Consider the following 17,760-nt stretch of genomic DNA (forward strand, 5'->3'; position numbering starts at 1 on the left):
ACGCTAACCCTGACGGGCTTTCAAGCGTGGGTTTTTCTTGTTGATCACGAACACTCGTCCCCGGCGATGCACGATCTGTGCGCCCGGGAGTTTCTTGAGCGCTTTGAGTGAATTTCGAACTTTCATGGCCACCTCGACTTATTGATAATAATTATCAATTAGAGTAGCAGCCATGACTCCGCAACGTATTTTCACCGTGAACCTCATCAGCGGACTGCCCGGTGCCGGCAAATCATCCATAGTGCGAGCCAGCGGCGCGACCTCGCTCAGCCTCGCCGGTTCCGGGCGAAGCGCCGTATCCGAAGCCATAGCCAGCATCACTCGGAGTGACGTGATGTTGGAGATCCACCCGTCCGCAGTGCCGATCGAGGTGGGCAGCCACGACCCTGAGTCGCCGTGGGGCCAGGAAATTGCCTTCTTCGGCAAAGACCTCGACGCAGCCACGCTCACCACCAACCTCGACGCCTGCCTACTCACCGATCGCGAATTTGTCAGCGGTCCCAGCGAATGGAAATGCCTGGCCGATCCTTTCCCCGCCTGGGACCTGGATTCGAACTGACGCTTCACCGAGAAAACATTCGTACGACACAACAGAATGGAGTGCCACCATGAAACACACCCAAGCTTCGTCCCCGATCGAACAGGAAGCCAGCGGCCCACTGGTCGCCGTGTGTGCCGGGCATCGCTGCAGTGCGCTCCACCGACTAGCTGTCGGTCAAGATGGTGCCGACCGCTTGCGGTCGACGATTATGACCGGCACGGGCGGTGTCCTTGTTTCCACAGAATGCCTGGGCGCCTGCGCCCGAGGAGCGATCGCGGCGGTGGCCCGCCGTGAGGGAAACACGGGAGTCACCGGGCCGTCGGTGTGGCTGGGTGGAATAGACCAGCCCGCCGCCCTGGACGCCCTTCTGGCCTGGATAGCGTCCGGCGGCCCGACACGCATCGACGAACCGGCACTGAGCATGCCACCCGTACTGCACAGCGCCATCCTCGGGATCGGCACACCCATCCGAGCACACAGCCCTCTGCACTGACTTTCGGGCCGTAGGGCTGTGGCACTGAGCTGGGTCGCACTCGCACCAACGCACGAGGCTCCCGCCGATTCATCCACGGAGCGTGTGCGACCCGGCTCCGGTAGGCGACGAGCGAGGGCGCCGAGGATCTCCCGCAAGACACTAACGATCCCGCCGATGTCCAGCACCGCAGAGTCCTCGTGAGCTGGTCGGTGGGCGCAGGATATTCATGCCTACAAATTAAAAAGATGTCGATCGGAGACGGACGCGCACCGTAAATTATTACCGCTTAGGCCGGTTGGAGCAGGGTGCAGCTGGTCTCTGACCGTCGGTTGTCGAATATCACTCCCACGCGGCGCGAGCTCGACGCACACGGGTGGCAGGCTGTGGCTAGGGCATCGGCTAGCGCCCGACGAGCGCCCGCGCAATGACCGAGGTGAAGAAGGTGAGACCGTCGACGCCGCTCGCCATGGCATCGTCGGTGTCGGGGCCGAACCCGGCCTCGACGGCGTGCTCGGGGTGTGGCATGAGGCCGACGACGTTGCCGCGGGCGTTGGTGACGCCGGCGACGTCGTTCAGTGACCCGTTCGGGTTGCCGCCGATGTAACGGGCCACGATGCGGCCCTCGCCCTCGAGCGCCCGGAGGGTCTCGTCGGAGGCCATGAACGAGCCCTCGCCGTTCTTGAGCGGAATGACGATCTCGGCGTTGGCGGCGAAGCCGGTCGTCCAGTCGCTCGTGTTGTTCTCGATGCGCAGGCCTTGGTCGCGGCAGATGAAGCGGCCCCTGTCGTTTCGAATGAGGCCGCCGTCGAGCAGGTGGGCCTCGGTGAGCATCTGGAATCCGTTGCAGATGCCCAGCACGGGCATGCCCTGGTTCGCTGCGTCGATGACTTCGGTCATGATCGGCGAGAGGCTGGCAATGGCGCCGGCCCGCAGATAGTCGCCGTAGCTGAACCCGCCGGGCAGTACCAGGGCGTCAACGCCGTGCAGGTCATGGTCGCCGTGCCAGAGTGCCACGGCGTCGGCGCCGGCCAGGCGGATCGCGCGCGCTGCGTCGCGATCATCGAGCGAGCCGGGAAAGGTGACGACGCCGATCCGCATTAGGCGACCGCTGACGAAGGAGCGTCTTGCACGTGGATACCGACGACGTCCTCGATCACGGAGTTTGACAGCACCGAATCTGCGAGCACGCGCACGGCGGCCAAGACGTCGGCATCCGCGGCGCCATCGATGGAAATCTCAAAGCGCTTGCCGACGCGCACTCCGCTGATGTTGGCCAGCGCTGTCTGGGTCTGACCGAGGCGACCGAGGGCGCCGGCGATGGCCTTGCCCTGGGGGTCAAGCAACTCGGCCTTGGGCATTACTTCGACGACGATCGTTGGCACTGGGCACTCCGCATACAGTCTGGGGCTAATAGTCGTGGCAAATCACTGCAATTCTACAGGCCGAGGCGGGCCGCACCGGCCCGCCTCGGTGTCGGCCTACTCGGCTACGCCGCTTCGACCGAGCAGAATGCCGCGCAAGACGTCGCGCACGGCGGCCACTCCGTCGTAGGTCTCGACGAAGCTCGTACTGAGCGGGGCAAGGCCGAGCCGCAGCCCGTTGGGTGCCCGAAAATCTGGAATCACATCGTTGTCCCACAGAATCTTCGTGACCTGGCGCATCAGCGGATGGTTGATGGTCACGTGCCCGCCGCGATGGGTCTGCTCGCGCGGCGACGCGACGGTGACCCCCATCGGCGCGAGCCACGCATCAACGAGGGTGATCGCAAACTCGGTCAGCGCGACCGACTTGGCTCGTACCGACCCGATCGTGGCTTCGCCCAGCAGGGCAATGGTGTCCTGCATAGCGAGCATGCCCACCACGGCAGGTGTGCCGCTCATGAATCGACGGATACCGGTGGCCGGCCGATACCCCGGCCCCATTTCGAAGATGGCTTGAGAACCCATCCAGCCCTGAATCGGCTGGGTCAGTACAGCCTGCAGGTCGCTTTTTACATACCCGAAGGCCGGAGCGCCCGGGCCCCCGCTCAGGTATTTGTACGAGCAGCCGACCGCGAGATCGACGGCGCAGCGGTCGAGTTCGATCGGAACAGAGCCGACCGAGTGGCTCAGGTCCCAGAGCACGAGGGCATCATGCTCGTGGGCAACGGCCGTGATGGCCCGCATGTCGGCGAGGTAGCCGGAACGGTAGGCCACGTGGCTGAGCAGCACGAGCGAGGTCTGTGGGCCGACGACGCTGCGCACTTGTTCGGCGGTAACGCCGCCCTCGGTATCGGATTCGATCCAGCGGAGCGTCAGGCCGCGCTCGCGCGCGATCCCTTCCAGAACGTATCGGTCGGTGGGGAAGTTATCGCTGTCGAGCACGATTTCGGTTCGGTGCGGCCGTGAATCCACGGCGGCCCTGGCCAGTTTGTAGAGCAGCACGGTGGTCGAGTCGCCGATGAAAACCTGGCCGGCTTCGGCGCCGAGGCAGGCCAGGCCGAGGTCGTCACCGATCTGCAGGGGCAGGTCCATCCACTGCTCGTCCCATCCGCGAATGAGTCGGGTGCCCCAGTTTTGCGCGAGAAAGTCGGCGATGCGCTCGGCGCTGGCCCGCAGCGGGCGACCGAGCGAGTTGCCGTCGAGGTAGGAGCGCGGGTTGGCGGTCTCGGGGTCGGTGTCTGTTCCCAGAAATCTGGCGCGATAATGTGCCAGGCCGTCAATGCGGTCCATCCGCCGGGCAAAAGCGAGGGGGACGTCGAGGCCGGTCGCACCGTTCATAGTGGGAGTCATGCGAGAACCTCGAGTTCGCCGCTTCGCAGAGCAGTCTCGTCGATCAGTGCGAGGTGCACGTGCGCATCGGGAAAGCCCGGCAGCACGGCGCCGCGACCGACCTGAAAATGAGCGGTCACGCGTCAAACTCCGGCGCATGGCACACAGCTCTGGAAAAAAAGTGAGTTCGAGGGCCGCCTGCAAAAAGGCTTCCTGCAAAAAGGCCGCGCCGGAGGAGTCTGGGCAGGTCGAGAGAGGGCCCGTAGCTCATCTTTTCTCGAAAATCGGTCACGATCTCGGGGTCGAATTCGCAAGTGTTGTTCTTGGGAGTCATCGGTTTCCATTCGGCTTGTCCAAATTGTGCGCAGGTTGCGACTGCGGGCGCAACACCAAGGCGAACCGAGCAGGTCAAAGTTCTAGACTGGAGCGCATGACCCCGCCGACCCGAAAGCCCCAGGATGGCGTGCCAGCCCCGTCTTTGCCCGAGCGAACCGCGCCGCTTCCGCCCCGTCGCCGAGACGCCCGGCTGAATCGAGACCGTCTTGTTGTGACGGCTCGTGCCCAGTTTGCGCAGTATGGAATCGACGCCTCGCTCGAGGAGATCGCGCGTCAGGCCGAGGTTGGTGTGGCGACTCTCTACCGCAACTTTCCGACCAGGGACGACCTTGTGCGCGCGCTCTATGACCTCGCGCTCGCCGAATTGCACGCGGTGCGTGGGGAAATCGAGGCGGCGCCCAACGCGTGGGAGGCGCTCGTCATCTATACCGAACGGGTTGCGGAATGGCTCGTCGCCGACCCGGCGCTGCCGCCGATTCTACGGCGCATGGCCCAGCTGGACCCGTCAGCGCGACCCGCCGCCGAGTTCGACGGCTTCATCGCGAGTCTCGTGGCCCGCGCGAAAAAAGATGGCACGCTGCGCCGAGATGTCGACGCGGTCGACCTTGCAGTGCTCGTCACCATGGTCGGATCGCTGGGTGGCCTCGGCGCCGGCTATGCCGGCCAGTGGCGTCGTCAGCTCTCCATCGTGCTCGACGGCCTGCGTGCGGCCGACGCGCCCCGGCCCAAGCTGCCCGGCCGCCCGCTCAACGTCAAGGACTATCAGGCCACCGTGCACGGCCTCACCCGTCGCACCGCCCGCGCCGCCCGCTGAGCCACCGGGTGCTGTCGAGCGTGGGCCGGTTGCGCGCGCCTAGACCGTCGCGACCGGGTTTTCAGCGGATACCGACGTGCCGGCGCGCACCCGGATGCGGTTGGCCCATGGGTCGTCAAATGCGAGGGTCTGCCCGTCGTAACTGGTGCCCACTTTGTAGTGGGCCATGCGCTCGTTGAGGGCGCCGATGTCATCGGCACCGGGCACGATAATGCTGATCTCGCCGAGGCCCAGGGCCAGGCGGCGTTTGCCGGTTCCCGAGCTCTCCCAGGTGTTCATGGCCATGTGGTGGTGGTAGCCCCCGGCCGAGACGAACAGTGCGGAGGGGCCGAAGTTCGCGGTCGCCTCGAAGCCGAGATGGTTCACGTAGAACTCGCGAGCGGTCGCGACATCTCCGACCGAGAGGTGCACGTGCCCGACGATGGCGGCACCCTCACTCGGCTCGGCCGACATATGCTCTGAAATGAATGCATTCGGGTCGAGCTGGAGCGAGGCCATTTCAACCTGGCCGTGGGCCCAGCTCCACAGTGTGCGGTCGCGGTCCCAGTACAACTCGATGCCGTTTCCCTCAGGGTCGGTGAAGTAGAAAGCCTGGCTGACCAAGTGATCGGCACTGCCCGTGAACGTTCCCGGGGACTTCGTGCCGATCGAAAAGACGGCGGCGGCAAGATCGGCCTGCGTGTTGAAGAGAATGGCCGTGTGGTAGAGCCCCGCCGAGCGTCGTTCGGCGGCTGCGAGCTCGGGCGCGTGCTGCAGAATAACGAGCGGTATCCGGCCACGCCCGAGCACGGCGACCGGCCCGTCGTGGCTCTGTAACTCAAGCGTCACGATGTCGCGGTAGTAGGCGAGCATGGCGTCGAGGTTGCCCACGCGCAAAGTCACCGCGCCCATTCCGGTTTCGGCGGCCAGCAGGTCATTCGCGCGGAGAGTCACAGCAGGCACAACTCAGGCGCCGGTAAGACGCTCGAGCAGTTCGCGATAGCGGGCCGCGGTCTGCTCCACGATCTCGGCCGGCAGCTCGGGCGGGGCACCGGTACCGTCCCAGTGGGCGGCGAGCCAGTCGCGCACGATCTGCTTGTCGAAGCTCGCCATGCGCTCGTCGGGTGTCGTGCCCAGGTGCCAGGCTTTTGCGTCCCAGTACCGACTGGAGTCGCTCGTGAGCACCTCGTCGGCGAGCACGGTCATGCCGGTCTGCCGGTCGGCGCCGAATTCGAACTTGGTGTCGGCGAGGATGACGCCGGCCTTCTCGGCTATCGCTCCGGCGGTGGCGAAGAGGGTGAGGGAGAGGTCGCGGAGCTCGGCGGCAATGCCCGGCCCGACGAGTTCTATCGTGCGTTCGAACGTGATGTTCTCGTCGTGCTGGCCCAGAGGAGCCTTCCACGCGGGGGTGTAGATGGGTTCCGGCAGGCGGTCGCCGTTCTCGAGGCCGGCCGGCAGCGCGATGCCGCACACCGACTGGGACTGGGCATATTCCTTCCAGCCACTGCCCGTCAGGTAGCCGCGCACGACGCACTCGATGGGGTACATGTCGAGGGTGCGGCAGAGCATCGCCCGGCCAGCGACAGGCGCGGGGATGAGCTCGCGCACGGTGCTACCGACCTGTTCGTGGTCGGCGACGAGGTGATTGGGGATGCCGGTCAAGCGGTCGAACCACCACAGGCTGAGAGTCGTGAGCAGCTCTCCCTTTCCCGGGATGCCCGGCTCCAGCACATGGTCGAACGCGCTCACCCGGTCGCTGGCGACCACGAGCACGCGGGAGGTGCTCATCAGGTCGGCCGGGGCATCCGTCGTTCCGTCGGTGGGAATATAGAGGTCCCGCACCTTGCCCGAGTAGGCATGAAGCCATCCGGGCAGATCGCGGGCGACGGATGCTGTGGGCTGCGCGGATTCGGTCACGCTTGTATTCTCTCTCACTTCAGCAGGGCGACGTCGGAGACGAGCTCGATGTGCGAGAGCATCGCCGCGCTCGCGGCCGCGACGTTCTGCGCCCGGATCGCCGCGGTGATGGTTTGGTGCGAGGCCAGGGACTGCTCGGGCCGGCCCGGCTGGGCCAGGGACTCCAATCTCGTTTCGAGAATCATCTCGGCGATGAACGTCATGAGCTGGGCCAGTACGGGGGAGTGGGCGGCCGCCGTGACGGCCTGGTGAAAGAGCTCGTCGCCGTGCGCGCCGCGGTCGCCGGCCGCGATTTCCTCGGCCATGATCCGCACGGCGTTCTCGATCGCGGCCAAGTCGGCATCGGTTCGCCGCAGCGCGGCGAGCTCGGCCAGCTTCACCTCGAGGGTGCTGCGGGCCTCGACGATTTCCGGCAGCCGGTTTCGGTGGTCGCGGAGTCCCTTGATCACCGTTGCGATGCTGGGCCGGTACACGAGCACGGCTCCGGTGCCGTGCTGGACATCGATGACTCCGAGCACCTCGAGGGCGACGAGCGCCTGCGCCAGGGTGGCGCGGGAGACGCCGAGACGTTCCGCGAGATCGCGTTCGGCGGGCAACAGGTCACCGGGGCCCAGGTGAGCCGACTCGATGTACGACAGAAGCTGCGCCACGAGCTGTTCGTACAGCCGTGGTTTCGACACGCGCGACAGGGGCTGGGGTTCTAGTTCCTGGGCCACGCGTGTACCTCCCGCATCGAAGTGTGACCCTAGGGTACACGGGCGTTGACAAACTCACCTACTATCTAGGAGGCTAGTCCAGTGAGCCAATAGCCCACATTCGCTTGAATCATGGAGGAACAAGGATGTCCGCTCCCATCATCTCGATCATCATCCTGGCGGTGATGTTTCTGACCGCCACGCTACTTCCCGTCAATATGGGGGCGTTGGCTTTCGTCGGTGCTTTCCTGCTCGGCACAGTCTTCCTCGGCATGGAGACCGCTGACATCCTCGCCAATTTTCCCGGCGGGCTCTTCCTGACACTCGTGGGGGTCACGTACCTCTTCGCGATCGCGCAGGGCAACGGCACGATCGACCTGCTCGTGCGCGGATCGGTTCGACTTGTCGGTGGACGGGTAGCTCTTATCCCCTGGATCATGTTCATCATCACGGCTGTGATCACCGCCGTTGGTGCACTGTCTCCGGCCGCGGTAGCCATCGTGGCGCCGATCGCGCTCGGCTTTGCCCGCAAGTACAAGATCAGCCCCCTGCTTATGGGCATGATGGTGATTCACGGAGCGCAGGGCGGCGGATTCTCGCCCATCGCCGTCTACGGTGTGATCGTCAACAGCCTCATCTCGACCACGGGGCTCGACGCGAGCCCTACGGCGGTGTTCCTGTCGAGCCTCATCTTCAACTTCCTGATCGCCGTCGTATTGTTCATCGTGCTCGGTGGCCGGGGGCTCCTCTCGAGCCGGGTCGGACACTTCGTGGAGCAGGCCGCCGAGGCTCGGATGGCGGTCAGCGTGGGTGCCAGGGCCGGTGGCGACGTGGCATTCAAGGGCTTCGGCTCCGGCATCTACGGACCCCGCGATCCCGCCGGTGACGGCGCACGGGAGACATCGACCCGTGCGGAACGCATTCCTCAGCTGATCACCGTGGCCGGCCTCATCGCCCTGGCCGTCATCGCACTCGGTTTTAAGGTCGATGTCGGTTTCGTGGCCATCACCATCGCCGTCATCCTCGCCCTGGTCTCGCCCGCGGCGCAGAAGGGTGCCGTCAACAAGATCAGCTGGTCGACCGTGCTGCTCATCTGCGGCATGCTCACCTTCGTGGGCGTGCTCGAAGAGGCCGGCACCATCGCATACGTGTCGGATGCCGTAGCCAACCTGGGTATGCCCCTGCTGGCGGCGCTGCTCATTTGCTATATCGGTGCCATCGTCTCGGCTTTCGCCTCTTCGACCGCCATCCTGGCTGCCCTCATCCCGCTCGCCGTACCGTTCCTGGCCAGCGGCGAAATCGGGGCGATCGGCGTGATCTGCGCCCTCGCCGTGGCATCGACCATCGTGGACGTGTCGCCGTTCTCTACGAACGGCGCCCTCGTGCTGGCCAACGCCCCCGACGACGTGGACAAAGATCGCTTCTACAAGCAGATCTTGGCCTACAGCGGCATCGTCGTGGTGGCCGGCCCTGCCATCGCCTGGGCGGTGCTGGTCCTCCCGGGCTGGCTGTAGACACACCACACACCGCAGATCGAGAGAGGACTGAATATGAGCACGGACACTCAGACCCGAGCGCGAGGTCCACTCGAGGGCTATCTGGTCGTCGACCTGAGTCGTGCCCTCGCCGGGCCGCACGCGAGCATGATGCTCGCCGACCTCGGGGCACGCGTCATCAAGGTGGAGAATCCCGGAATGGGAGACGATACCCGGGGCTGGGGTCCGCCGTTCGTCGGTCCCGACGACAACCTGCAATCCACGTATTTCCTCTCTTGCAACCGCAACAAGGAGTCGATCGCCCTCGATCTGAAGAGCGACGACGGCCGCGCTGTGCTGCGCGACCTGCTGCTGCGCGCCGACGTGGTGGTCGAGAACTTCCGCCCCGGTGTTCTGGATCGCCTCGGATTCTCGCCCGAGGCGATGCACGAGCTCAACCCGTCGCTCGTGATCCTCTCGATCACCGGTTTCGGCCACGACGGCCCTGAGTCGAGCCGCAGCGGCTACGACCAGATTCTGCAGGGCGAAGCCGGCCTCATGTCACTCACCGGATCCGGCCCAGACGACCCGCAGCGGGTGGGGGTGCCGATCGCCGACCTGCTCTCGGGAATGTACGGCGCCTTCGGGCTCCTCGCTGCCTTACTGCAGCGCGAGCGCACGGGAGAGGGGCAGATCGTTCGCACCTCGCTTTTGGCCGCACTCGTGGGAGTGCACGCCTTTCAGGGCACCCGCGCTACCGTGGCGGGCGAGGTGCCTGAGGCCCAGGGCAACCACCATCCGTCAATCGCACCCTACGGACTGTTCGCGTGCCGCGACGGCAGCGTGCAGATCAGCATCGGCAGTGAGAAGCTCTGGGCCACCTTCGCGGCCGAGTTCGGCTTTGATCCTGCCCGGGCCGAGTGGGCCACCAACGCCCATCGCGTGCGCAACCGGGAGAGCCTCAAGGCGGCGATAACGGATGCCTTCGCCCATTTCGACGCCGCGCCGCTGCTGCACAAGCTTGGCCAGGCCGGAATTCCGGCCGGAAAAGTGCGCTCATTGGATGAGGTCTATCAGTGGGACCAGGCGCTGTCGCAGGGACTGCTGATCGACGTCGAGCATGATGTGCTCGGCAAGATCAGCCTCCCGGGCCCGCCGCTGCGGTTCTTCAGCCCCGCCGACACCGCCGAGACGACCAACACCACGCACTCTGCTCCGCCGGTGCTCAACCAGCACGGCAGCGAAATACGTGACTGGCTCAATCGTGCAGTGGAAGGGATCTAACCGTGCCGAATGACAACGCGTTGACCGAACCGAAAACCCGTCACCTCAGCGCCGCCGAACTTATCGGGGTGGTACTCGACGACGGATCGTTTTCGAGCTGGGACCAGCCCGTGGTCGATCCCGACCCGGACGAGGCGTACCGGCTTGCTCTGGTGAAAGCTCGGCAGAAGAGCGGCACCGACGAATCCGTGCTGACGGGCGAGGGCCTGATCCGCGGGCATCGGGTAGTGATCGTGGTGAGCGAGTTCGCGTTCCTGGCCGGCTCCATCGGGCTCTCCGCCGCGGACCGTATCGTCGACGCGATCGAACGCGCCACTCGCGAGGGGCTGCCGGTACTGGCCGGGCCGGCCTCCGGCGGTACCCGCATGCAGGAGGGCACGCTCGCCTTTCTCTCCATGGTGAAGATCACCGCCGCCGTGCGGGCGCACCGGCAGGCGGGGCATCCGTATCTCGTCTACCTGCGGCACCCCACCACGGGCGGAGTTATGGCATCGTGGGGATCGCTCGGGCACGTCACGGTGGCGGAGCCGGGCGCGCTGCTCGGGTTCCTGGGCCCGCGGGTCTATGAAGCGCTCTACGGAAAGAAGTTTCCGGAGAACGTGCAGGTCGCCGAAAACCTGTTCAACCACGGCCTGATCGATGCCGTCGTGCCGCCTGAGCAGCTGCCGGAAATCGTCGACCGGGCGCTCACCATCCTCACCGGCAAGGCGACCACCCCGGTGGCGGCCCCGGAAAGCCTGCAGGTGCGGCCCGCTCCTGTTGGCGCGTGGGCATCCATCGAAATCTCGCGAAACCCGCGCCGGCCCGACCTGCGCCAGCTGCTTGCCTATGGCGCCCACGACGTGCTGCCGCTCAACGGCACGGGCGAGGGCGAGAACGACCCGGGGCTCATGCTCGCTCTGGCGCGCTTCGGGCAGCAGAGCTGCATCGTTCTGGGTCACATCCGCCCGCGGCCGTCACGCGACACCACGATGGGCCCGGGGTCGCTACGCGAGGCCCGCCGAGGTATGCGCCTCGCCGAAGAACTCGGGCTGCCGCTGCTCACCGTGATCGATACGGCCGGGGCCGCCCTGTCGCAGGAGTCCGAGGAGGGGGGAATGGCCGGTGAAATCGCCCGTTCCCTGCATGAGCTCATCGGCCTGCGGTCGGCCAGTGTGTCGGTCTTACTCGGCCAGGGAGCCGGCGGTGGGGCGCTCGCATTGTTACCGGCTGACCGCACCATCGCCGCGCAGCATTCCTGGCTGTCTCCGCTGCCGCCCGAGGGCGCGAGCGCCATCGTGCACCGAACGACGGAATTTGCCCCGGCCATGTCGGAAGCACAGGGCGTAGACGTTGCGTCGCTCTTTGCCAACGGGATCGTCGACCACATCGTCGATGAGCGCCCGAATGCAGCCGAGGAAGGACGGGCATTCTGCCAGCGGATGGCGGCGGCCATCGAGTACGAGCTGTCCACGCTCTCAAACGTGCCGGTAGACGAGCTGCTGCCGCGCCGGGTGTCGAAGTTTCGTGCCATGGGCCGACGCACCTGAGCCCGCTGACAGGCGATGGCTCCGCCATCGCCTGTCGCGCGGCGTCGGGGCGTCAGTCAGGCGACGCGGGCGGCGATGTCTGTTCGATAGTGTGAGCCCTCCAGCGACACCCGCCCGAGCGCCTCGTAGGCACGCGCGCGCGCCTCGATGAATGAGGCGCCCACGGCGACGACGCTGAGCACTCGGCCGCCGGTGGACACGATCGTGTCACCCCGAGCCGCCGTCGCGGCGTGTGCGATCGTGACACCGGGCACCCGCAATGCGGCGTCCAATCCGGTGATCTCGCGCCCGACCAGCGGGGATTCTGGGTAATTTTCGCTCGCGACCACCACCGTCACGGCCACATCGGCGGAGAACTCCGGTCGGGGTAGTGTGCCGAGTGTGCCGGTCGCTGCGGCCAGCAGCAGGCCAGACAGCGGCGTGAGCAGGCGCGGCAGCACGACCTGCGTCTCGGGGTCTCCGAAGCGCGCGTTGAATTCAATGACTCGGATGCCGGCATCCGTCAAAATAAGTCCGCAGTAGAGCAACCCGACGAACGGGGTGCCCTCGGCGGCGAGCTGGCGTATCGTCGGCAACGCAACCGTCTCGATGATCTCGTCGACGAACTCGTTCTCGCTGCCGAACCGGGCGTCGAGCCAGGGCAGCGGCGAGTACGCGCCCATGCCGCCGGTGTTCGGGCCGGCGTCGTGGTCGAGGGCGCGTTTGTAGTCCTGGGCGGGCGAGAGCGGTAAGACGCTGTGGCCGTCGCTGAGTAGAAACAGCGAGATCTCCTGGCCGTCGAGGAACTCTTCGATGAGCACGCTGCCGTGTTCGAGCCAGAAGGTGGCGTGGGCGAGGGCTGCGGCGCGATCCGATGTGACCAGCACGCCCTTGCCAGCGGCGAGGCCGTCGGCCTTGACCACGTAGGGCGCTCCGAACTCGTCGAGCGCAGCGCTGGTTTCGGCGAGTGAGCCCGCGCGCACGGCGCGGCCGGTGGGAACCCCGGCCTCATCCATGATGCGTTTGGCGAAGGTCTTGCTGCCCTCGAGGGCAGCGGCGGCCCGGTCGGGCCCGAATACGGCGATACCGCGAGTGCGCAGGGCGTCGGCGACGCCGGCCACGAGCGGGGCCTCCGGGCCGATGACGACGAGTTCGATGCTGTTCAACACGGCATAGTCGGCGACGGCGACCGGGTCGTTGGGGTCGAGCGCTACGACCGCAACTTCGGCGGCGATACCGGCGTTGCCGGGAGCGCATTCGACGCTCGGTCGCGGCTGCTCACGAAGCAGCGCGGTGATAATGGCGTGCTCGCGGGCACCGGAACCAAGGACCAGAATCTTCACCGTTTCAGGCTACCCGATGCCCCGGGCCCGGCGGATCGGGCAGACTGGAAGCATGGCACGAGCGCGTATCGACGACGGAGCCGGCCGGGCGGCCGTGCGAGCGGCCCTCGCGGCGGTCGCTGCGGGTAACAGCGCGAGCCGGGACATCCGGGCGCAAGCCGTGCGCTACACCCTGCAGCTGCTGGCCGAACAGGCTGAGGGCAACACTCTTGAGGTGCGCGTGCCGCCGTTCGGCGCAGTGCAGTGCGTCGCCGGCCCGCGCCACACCCGCGGTACACCGCCCAACGTCATCGAAACGGATGCCGCCACCTGGCTCGCGCTCGCCACCGGCGCCCTGCCCTGGGCGGACGGCCTGGCGAGCGGCGCCATCCACGCCTCCGGGTCCCGGGCCACCCTGATCGGGCATGTGCCGGTGCTGCCCCTTCCCTGAGGGTTGAGTTTCGATGCTGTCGGGGGTTTGCGTTGAGTCACTGGTACCGGCGAGGCACTGGTACCGGCGAGGCACGGGCGGAAGGTGGTGCACAGTCGTCGGGGTACAGGAAGACCACGAGCCAACTCAGCGCCGATGACCGCCGCGGTCGTTCATCGGCGGCGGAGAATTGGCTGCGTCGGGCCGTGGGGCCGGCGAAATTGTTCGGGGCTTATTTCTGATGAAGAATCGTTTATTTCTTCGATAGGACGCAGACTGCCGCGGCGGTGAATCACGAGGGCGGGCCTCGGTAATACCTTGCAGAATTGACCGCTGTCATCGTGAATTCGCATCGATCGTGCCAATTTATTGATTGGAAGACTTATGAGGTTCTATCGCTTTTGTGTTCGATTCGCGGTAGAATGGTGCGAAGGAGGCAATGGCGCCCATGTTCATGGAAAACCCGAGTGAGTCCAGTTCACACCCCGTGATTGTGGCGGTGGAGCAGGCTCGGGAGATTCTAGTGGCGGCGTTGCGTGGTGTGTCGTTCGGGCTGCTCGGTGATGAAGAATCGCTGACCGTGCTGCTCGCGCTGGAAAATGTGGGCCGGGTGGTCGACGGAGCCCGGGTGCTTTCCACCACAGATGTGCTGCGCCGGTCCGTGTATTTCGATGCTGCCGCGGCCCAGAGCGCCGCTGCCCAGGCAGCTACCGCCCAGGCATCTACCGCCCAGGCTGCTGCTACGAGTGCTGATGCAGCCTCTGCGATAACGGGGAGCGCCGTGCCGGGGAGCGCCGTGCCGGGGAGCGCGGCGGCTGCTAACGCGGCGGGGGCTATGGCTGCGCCGACGCTGGCTGCGCCGACGCTGGCCCGTCGCCTCGGCTGCCGCAGCGGCGTGGACCTGATCTGCACCCTCGCCCGGCTGTCCCGAGCCGAGGTTCGCCAGCGGTCCGCGCTCGGCGAGAAAGCCGGCCAGCGGATGCTCCTCGGCCGCCCTCTCGCCCCCACCTACCCCGTTCTCGGTGAAGCACTGCAGTGTGGGAAACTCGGGCTCGAGCAGGCGCGCGTGATCGTGTCGGTGCTCGACGGCCTGCGCTCCTCCGTCCTGGTGGAGGATCTCGACCGGGTGGAACGTTCCTTGGTCGCCAGCGGCTCCGGCGCAATCACCCCCGAAACCGAGGGGCTTCCCGGTGCCGGTATCGCGTTCGCACCGGAGTTGCTGCGGCAGCAGGGCATCCAGTGGAAGGCCCGCCTCGCCCCCGACGGCACCGCGCCCGGTGAGACCCCGCCCGAACGGCGCAGCTGGCTTACCTTCGGCAACCTCAGCAACGGCGGCTACAGCCTAAACGGCTGGTTCACCACCCTCGATCGAGCCGTTGTCAGCAACGTCTTCGACGCTTTCCTCTCCGCCGCGGCGGCGAACCCGGTCCCAGGAGCCGAAAACACCGCGACCCCAGTTCCCGGAGCCGAAAACACCGCGACCCCGGTTCCCGGCACGACCCGAGTCTTCGACAGCACTCCGCGTGCCCGGGTCGCGTTTCGTGAAACCGAAAGCAACGACAAGCCAGCTTCGGAAACGAGCGTCGAGGTCGTCGTGGCCGGCGAAGCCGCCGAGGACAGCGGAACGCGCAAAGTCCCCGAGGTCGGAGCGACCAGCGAGGCCAGCGACACGCTCGGCAGCGACCCACCCGACCCACCCGACCCGCTCAGTTTCAACCCGCTCAGTCCCGATGCGCTCAGTTCAGACTTACACGGTCCGTGCCCGCAGCAACCCGACGACACCCGCTCGCGCAGCGAAAAACAGGCTGGCATTCTCCGCGCAGTGTTCGAAGCCGCCGCACGGCACCCGGGCGCCCCGACCCTGGGCGGCGCGGCCCCCACCGTGCTTGTGCACATCAACATCAACGACCTCCTGGCTGGCCGCGGCGCCGGCTGGATCGACGGCATCGACGGACCACTCACCACTACCCAGGTCGACGAATTGATCTGCGCCGGCGGGTATCAACCGGTGCTGTTCGGCCACAACGGCAAGATCCTGCACCTCGGCACCAGTAACCGATTCTTCACCGCCCAGCAACGCCGAGCGTTGGCTGCTAGGGACGGCGGGTGTGTCATCCCCGGCTGCACCGTGCCACCCCAGCTCACCCAGGTACACCACCTGAAACCGTGGCGTGAGGGTGGCCGCACCGATATCGACAACGCGGTGCTGCTTTGTAACGCCGGCCATGCCAGCATCGAGACCTCCGGCTGGGACATCGACATGCGAGACGGCCGACCGTGGATCCGCGGCCCGCTCGTCTTCGACCCCACCCAAACCTGGCGCCCCGCCGGCCAAAACCGCGCCGCCACTTCCGTCGAAAAACCCACCTGGGACAAGTAACACCCTCGCTTCGCTACTGCAGGCATATGAAGCTCGCGCCGCCGTCACGGGCCACGTTCCGAGGCTCTGACCTTGAGACACGCGTGTCAGGGGTAGAGGTCTCGTTTGTTCAGGTGGAAGACACGTTCGGAATGGGTGCTGACCATAGTTTGAGCGGGGCCGCCCCATGAGGGTCTGCCAGAGGGAGGGCAGTGGTTTCTGCGGCTGCTGCACTTCGACATCGCCGCCGAGCAGATCAGCGTGCGCACTTACGCGCCCTATCTCGACGCGTACAACTCCAACGATCCCACTCTCGACCTGGAGCGCCAGGAATTCACGGTGCCCGCCTCGGAGAGCGTGCAAAGAGCCCGGTAGAGCTAGCCAATCGGGTCTTTGTTGTGCGCTCGAGCGCTAGCGGAGGATTGCGTCAACCTCGGCTTGGGCGGGCATCGAGGTGGTGGCCCCGGCGCGGGTGACCGCGATCGAGGACGCGATCGTGGCGTAGCGCACGCCCTCGATCATCTGATCGGGAGTGATGGCGGTGCCGCGCACGTAACCGACCGCCAGGCGCGCTACGAGAGCCCCGACGAAGGTATCGCCCGCAGCAGTCGTATCGACCGCTGTCACCGGGCGAGCCGGAGCGAGCCCGAGCGCCTCACCGTCATAGGCCACGACCGATCCTTCCGAACCCAAAGTCACGATCGCCCAGGTGCCGCCGGCGCTGAGCACCTCCGCAGCACGAACCGGGTCGCTCTCCCCGGTGAGTTCGGCGGCTTCACCCTGGTTGGGTACGACGAGGTCGACCGAGGCGAGAAAGCCAGGCGGCAGCGGCACCACCGGCGCCGGGGTCAGCACCGTGAACAGACCGGCCGCGCGAGCGAGCGCGAGTCCCTCGACCAATACCCGGGTCGGCAGCTCGCACTGCATGACCAGAAACGACGAATCGGCAACGACTGCGCGCTGCTCCACACTCAGGGTGGTGACGGTGGCGTTGGCTCCCGACACCACGACGATGGAATTCTCGCCGCTGTCCACGACGGAGATGTGGGCGGTGCCGGTGGGGGCATCCGCTGTGGCGAGTTCGGTAGAACGGATGCCCTCGCTCACCAGCAGCGCACGCAGCTCGGTTCCGTAGGCATCCGCTCCCACCGCTCCCAGAAAGGTCACGTCCGCGCCGAGTCGAGCGGCGGCAACCGCCTGATTCAGTCCCTTGCCGCCCGGGACCGTGCTGAAACCGGCCCCGAAGATCGTCTCACCGGGCAGGGGGAGGCGCGCCTGGCGTACGACGAGGTCCATGTTGGCGCTTCCGAGTACCGCAATCGTGTTCATAGAGTCAGTCTTCCATCTGTCCATGGGACAATAAACGGGTGAGTTCCACCGAGCAGCCCCAGGACCCGTCGAACGATACCGTCGCCGACAGTGCGACCGACAGTGCGACCGACAGTGCGACCGACAGTGCGACCGACAGTGCGACCGACAGTGCGACCGACAGTGCGACCGCGAGTGAGACCGTACTCGGGGACACGACCGTGACCGTGCATCGGGCGCCGCGGTACCGCAATTTCATGCTGCTCGGCGCCATTGTCGGCGTGCTGCTCGCCCTGATCCTCACGATCTCCTTTCCCGAGAACAACGAGTACGACCGGGTGCAAATTTTCGGATTCCTGCTGCTCGGCGGTCTCGCCGTCGGCACGACGCTCGGCGCGGTCGTTGCCCTCATCATCGACCGGATCATCGGTCGATCGCACGTGTCCGTCGTCGCCGATAGACTGGGGGCGAACGAAGCACGTCCTAACGAACTGCGTACCGCTGAGCCTGGCTCCGGTACTCCCAACGATGATTTTCAAGCGTTCAACGAGAAGTAAAGAGGCTGCG

Annotated in this window: 20 protein-coding genes; 10 read left to right on the forward strand and 10 right to left on the reverse strand. The window is 66.2% G+C overall.

The window, feature by feature from the left end:
- Positions 1-3: 3 nt before the first annotated feature.
- The gene (gene ykgO / locus CXY83_RS11260) at positions 4-126 is read right to left on the reverse strand and encodes a type B 50S ribosomal protein L36 (RefSeq protein ID WP_088455075.1); all 123 of its coding nucleotides are present in this window, start codon (positions 124-126) and stop codon (positions 4-6) included.
- Positions 127-172: 46 nt separating this feature from the next.
- Here ykgO and CXY83_RS11265 point away from each other — a divergent pair, with 46 nt between their 5' ends.
- The gene (locus CXY83_RS11265) at positions 173-559 is read left to right on the forward strand and encodes a hypothetical protein (protein ID WP_104197421.1); all 387 of its coding nucleotides are present in this window, start codon (positions 173-175) and stop codon (positions 557-559) included.
- A 49-nt stretch (positions 560-608) separates the two neighbouring features.
- On the forward strand, positions 609-1,034 hold the full coding sequence (locus CXY83_RS17870) for a (2Fe-2S) ferredoxin domain-containing protein (protein ID WP_104197422.1): 426 nt from the start codon (positions 609-611) through the stop codon (positions 1,032-1,034).
- Between the two features lie 381 nt (positions 1,035-1,415).
- On the opposite strand, the gene purQ is transcribed toward CXY83_RS17870, so the two are convergent.
- The 4 genes from purQ to CXY83_RS18370 all read right to left on the reverse strand — a co-directional run bounded on the left by purQ (position 1,416) and on the right by CXY83_RS18370 (position 3,906).
- On the reverse strand, positions 1,416-2,114 hold the full coding sequence (purQ, locus tag CXY83_RS11275) for a phosphoribosylformylglycinamidine synthase subunit PurQ (protein WP_104197423.1): 699 nt from the start codon (positions 2,112-2,114) through the stop codon (positions 1,416-1,418).
- On the reverse strand, positions 2,114-2,398 hold the full coding sequence (locus CXY83_RS11280) for a phosphoribosylformylglycinamidine synthase subunit PurS (protein WP_104126403.1): 285 nt from the start codon (positions 2,396-2,398) through the stop codon (positions 2,114-2,116). The genes purQ and CXY83_RS11280 overlap by 1 nt, the downstream gene beginning before the upstream one ends.
- A gap of 96 nt (positions 2,399-2,494) precedes the next feature.
- Positions 2,495-3,787, reverse strand: a complete 1,293-nt coding sequence (locus CXY83_RS11285) for a kynureninase (protein WP_104197424.1) — start codon at positions 3,785-3,787, stop codon at positions 2,495-2,497.
- Positions 3,784-3,906 carry a hypothetical protein gene (locus CXY83_RS18370; RefSeq protein ID WP_255408768.1) on the reverse strand — a complete coding sequence of 41 codons (123 nt, stop codon included), beginning with the start codon at positions 3,904-3,906 and terminating at the stop codon, positions 3,784-3,786. The genes CXY83_RS11285 and CXY83_RS18370 overlap by 4 nt, the downstream gene beginning before the upstream one ends.
- A gap of 290 nt (positions 3,907-4,196) precedes the next feature.
- Here CXY83_RS18370 and CXY83_RS11290 point away from each other — a divergent pair, with 290 nt between their 5' ends.
- The gene (locus tag CXY83_RS11290) at positions 4,197-4,916 is read left to right on the forward strand and encodes a TetR/AcrR family transcriptional regulator (RefSeq protein ID WP_104197425.1); all 720 of its coding nucleotides are present in this window, start codon (positions 4,197-4,199) and stop codon (positions 4,914-4,916) included.
- A gap of 39 nt (positions 4,917-4,955) precedes the next feature.
- Here the strand turns inward: CXY83_RS11290 and CXY83_RS11295 are convergent, their stop codons facing one another.
- Genes CXY83_RS11295 through CXY83_RS11305 form a run of 3 tightly spaced genes read right to left on the reverse strand, consistent with a single transcriptional unit; the run spans position 4,956 to position 7,528 of the window.
- Positions 4,956-5,807: a VOC family protein gene (locus tag CXY83_RS11295; protein ID WP_104197478.1), complete on the reverse strand. Its 852-nt coding sequence runs from the start codon at positions 5,805-5,807 to the stop codon at positions 4,956-4,958.
- A gap of 54 nt (positions 5,808-5,861) precedes the next feature.
- Positions 5,862-6,812: a phosphoribosylaminoimidazolesuccinocarboxamide synthase gene (locus CXY83_RS11300; protein ID WP_104197426.1), complete on the reverse strand. Its 951-nt coding sequence runs from the start codon at positions 6,810-6,812 to the stop codon at positions 5,862-5,864.
- A 14-nt stretch (positions 6,813-6,826) separates the two neighbouring features.
- Positions 6,827-7,528, reverse strand: coding sequence for a FadR/GntR family transcriptional regulator (locus CXY83_RS11305; RefSeq protein WP_104197427.1), 702 nt, complete (start codon positions 7,526-7,528; stop codon positions 6,827-6,829).
- Between the two features lie 125 nt (positions 7,529-7,653).
- On the opposite strand from CXY83_RS11305, the gene CXY83_RS11310 reads away from it, so the two are divergent.
- The 3 genes from CXY83_RS11310 to CXY83_RS11320 are packed head-to-tail and all read left to right on the forward strand — an operon-like array spanning position 7,654 to position 11,795.
- The gene (locus CXY83_RS11310; RefSeq protein ID WP_104197428.1) at positions 7,654-9,021 is read left to right on the forward strand and encodes an SLC13 family permease; all 1,368 of its coding nucleotides are present in this window, start codon (positions 7,654-7,656) and stop codon (positions 9,019-9,021) included.
- Positions 9,022-9,057: 36 nt separating this feature from the next.
- A complete protein-coding gene (locus CXY83_RS11315) occupies positions 9,058-10,266 on the forward strand; it encodes a CaiB/BaiF CoA-transferase family protein (RefSeq protein ID WP_104197429.1) in 1,209 nt (402 codons plus the stop codon).
- Positions 10,267-10,268: 2 nt separating this feature from the next.
- Positions 10,269-11,795: an acetyl-CoA carboxylase carboxyltransferase subunit alpha/beta gene (locus CXY83_RS11320; protein WP_233200815.1), complete on the forward strand. Its 1,527-nt coding sequence runs from the start codon at positions 10,269-10,271 to the stop codon at positions 11,793-11,795.
- 56 nt (positions 11,796-11,851) lie between these two features.
- Here the strand turns inward: CXY83_RS11320 and purD are convergent, their stop codons facing one another.
- Positions 11,852-13,117, reverse strand: a complete 1,266-nt coding sequence (gene purD / locus CXY83_RS11325) for a phosphoribosylamine--glycine ligase (protein ID WP_104197430.1) — start codon at positions 13,115-13,117, stop codon at positions 11,852-11,854.
- A 52-nt stretch (positions 13,118-13,169) separates the two neighbouring features.
- On the opposite strand from purD, the gene CXY83_RS11330 reads away from it, so the two are divergent.
- Both CXY83_RS11330 and CXY83_RS11335 read left to right on the forward strand, forming a co-directional pair.
- Complete coding sequence (locus CXY83_RS11330; RefSeq protein WP_104197431.1) at positions 13,170-13,547, forward strand: sterol carrier family protein; 378 nt, start codon at positions 13,170-13,172, stop codon at positions 13,545-13,547.
- 418 nt (positions 13,548-13,965) lie between these two features.
- On the forward strand, positions 13,966-15,906 hold the full coding sequence (locus tag CXY83_RS11335; RefSeq protein ID WP_104197432.1) for an HNH endonuclease signature motif containing protein: 1,941 nt from the start codon (positions 13,966-13,968) through the stop codon (positions 15,904-15,906).
- Between the two features lie 390 nt (positions 15,907-16,296).
- Here the strand turns inward: CXY83_RS11335 and CXY83_RS11340 are convergent, their stop codons facing one another.
- Positions 16,297-17,214 carry a ribokinase gene (locus CXY83_RS11340; protein ID WP_104197433.1) on the reverse strand — a complete coding sequence of 306 codons (918 nt, stop codon included), beginning with the start codon at positions 17,212-17,214 and terminating at the stop codon, positions 16,297-16,299.
- 114 nt (positions 17,215-17,328) lie between these two features.
- Between CXY83_RS11340 and CXY83_RS18610 the strand changes: the two genes are divergently transcribed.
- Positions 17,329-17,418 (forward strand): hypothetical protein, encoded by a 90-nt coding sequence (locus tag CXY83_RS18610; RefSeq protein WP_199184949.1) that lies wholly within the window; start codon positions 17,329-17,331, stop codon positions 17,416-17,418.
- Entirely contained in the window at positions 17,415-17,750 is a 336-nt protein-coding gene (locus CXY83_RS17875) for a potassium transporter Trk (protein WP_104197435.1), read from the forward strand. The genes CXY83_RS18610 and CXY83_RS17875 overlap by 4 nt, the downstream gene beginning before the upstream one ends.
- The last annotated feature ends 10 nt before the right edge of the window (positions 17,751-17,760 follow it).

It is taken from the genome of Cryobacterium sp. M15, from assembly GCF_002929675.1.
Taxonomy (GTDB): domain Bacteria; phylum Actinomycetota; class Actinomycetes; order Actinomycetales; family Microbacteriaceae; genus Cryobacterium; species Cryobacterium lyxosi.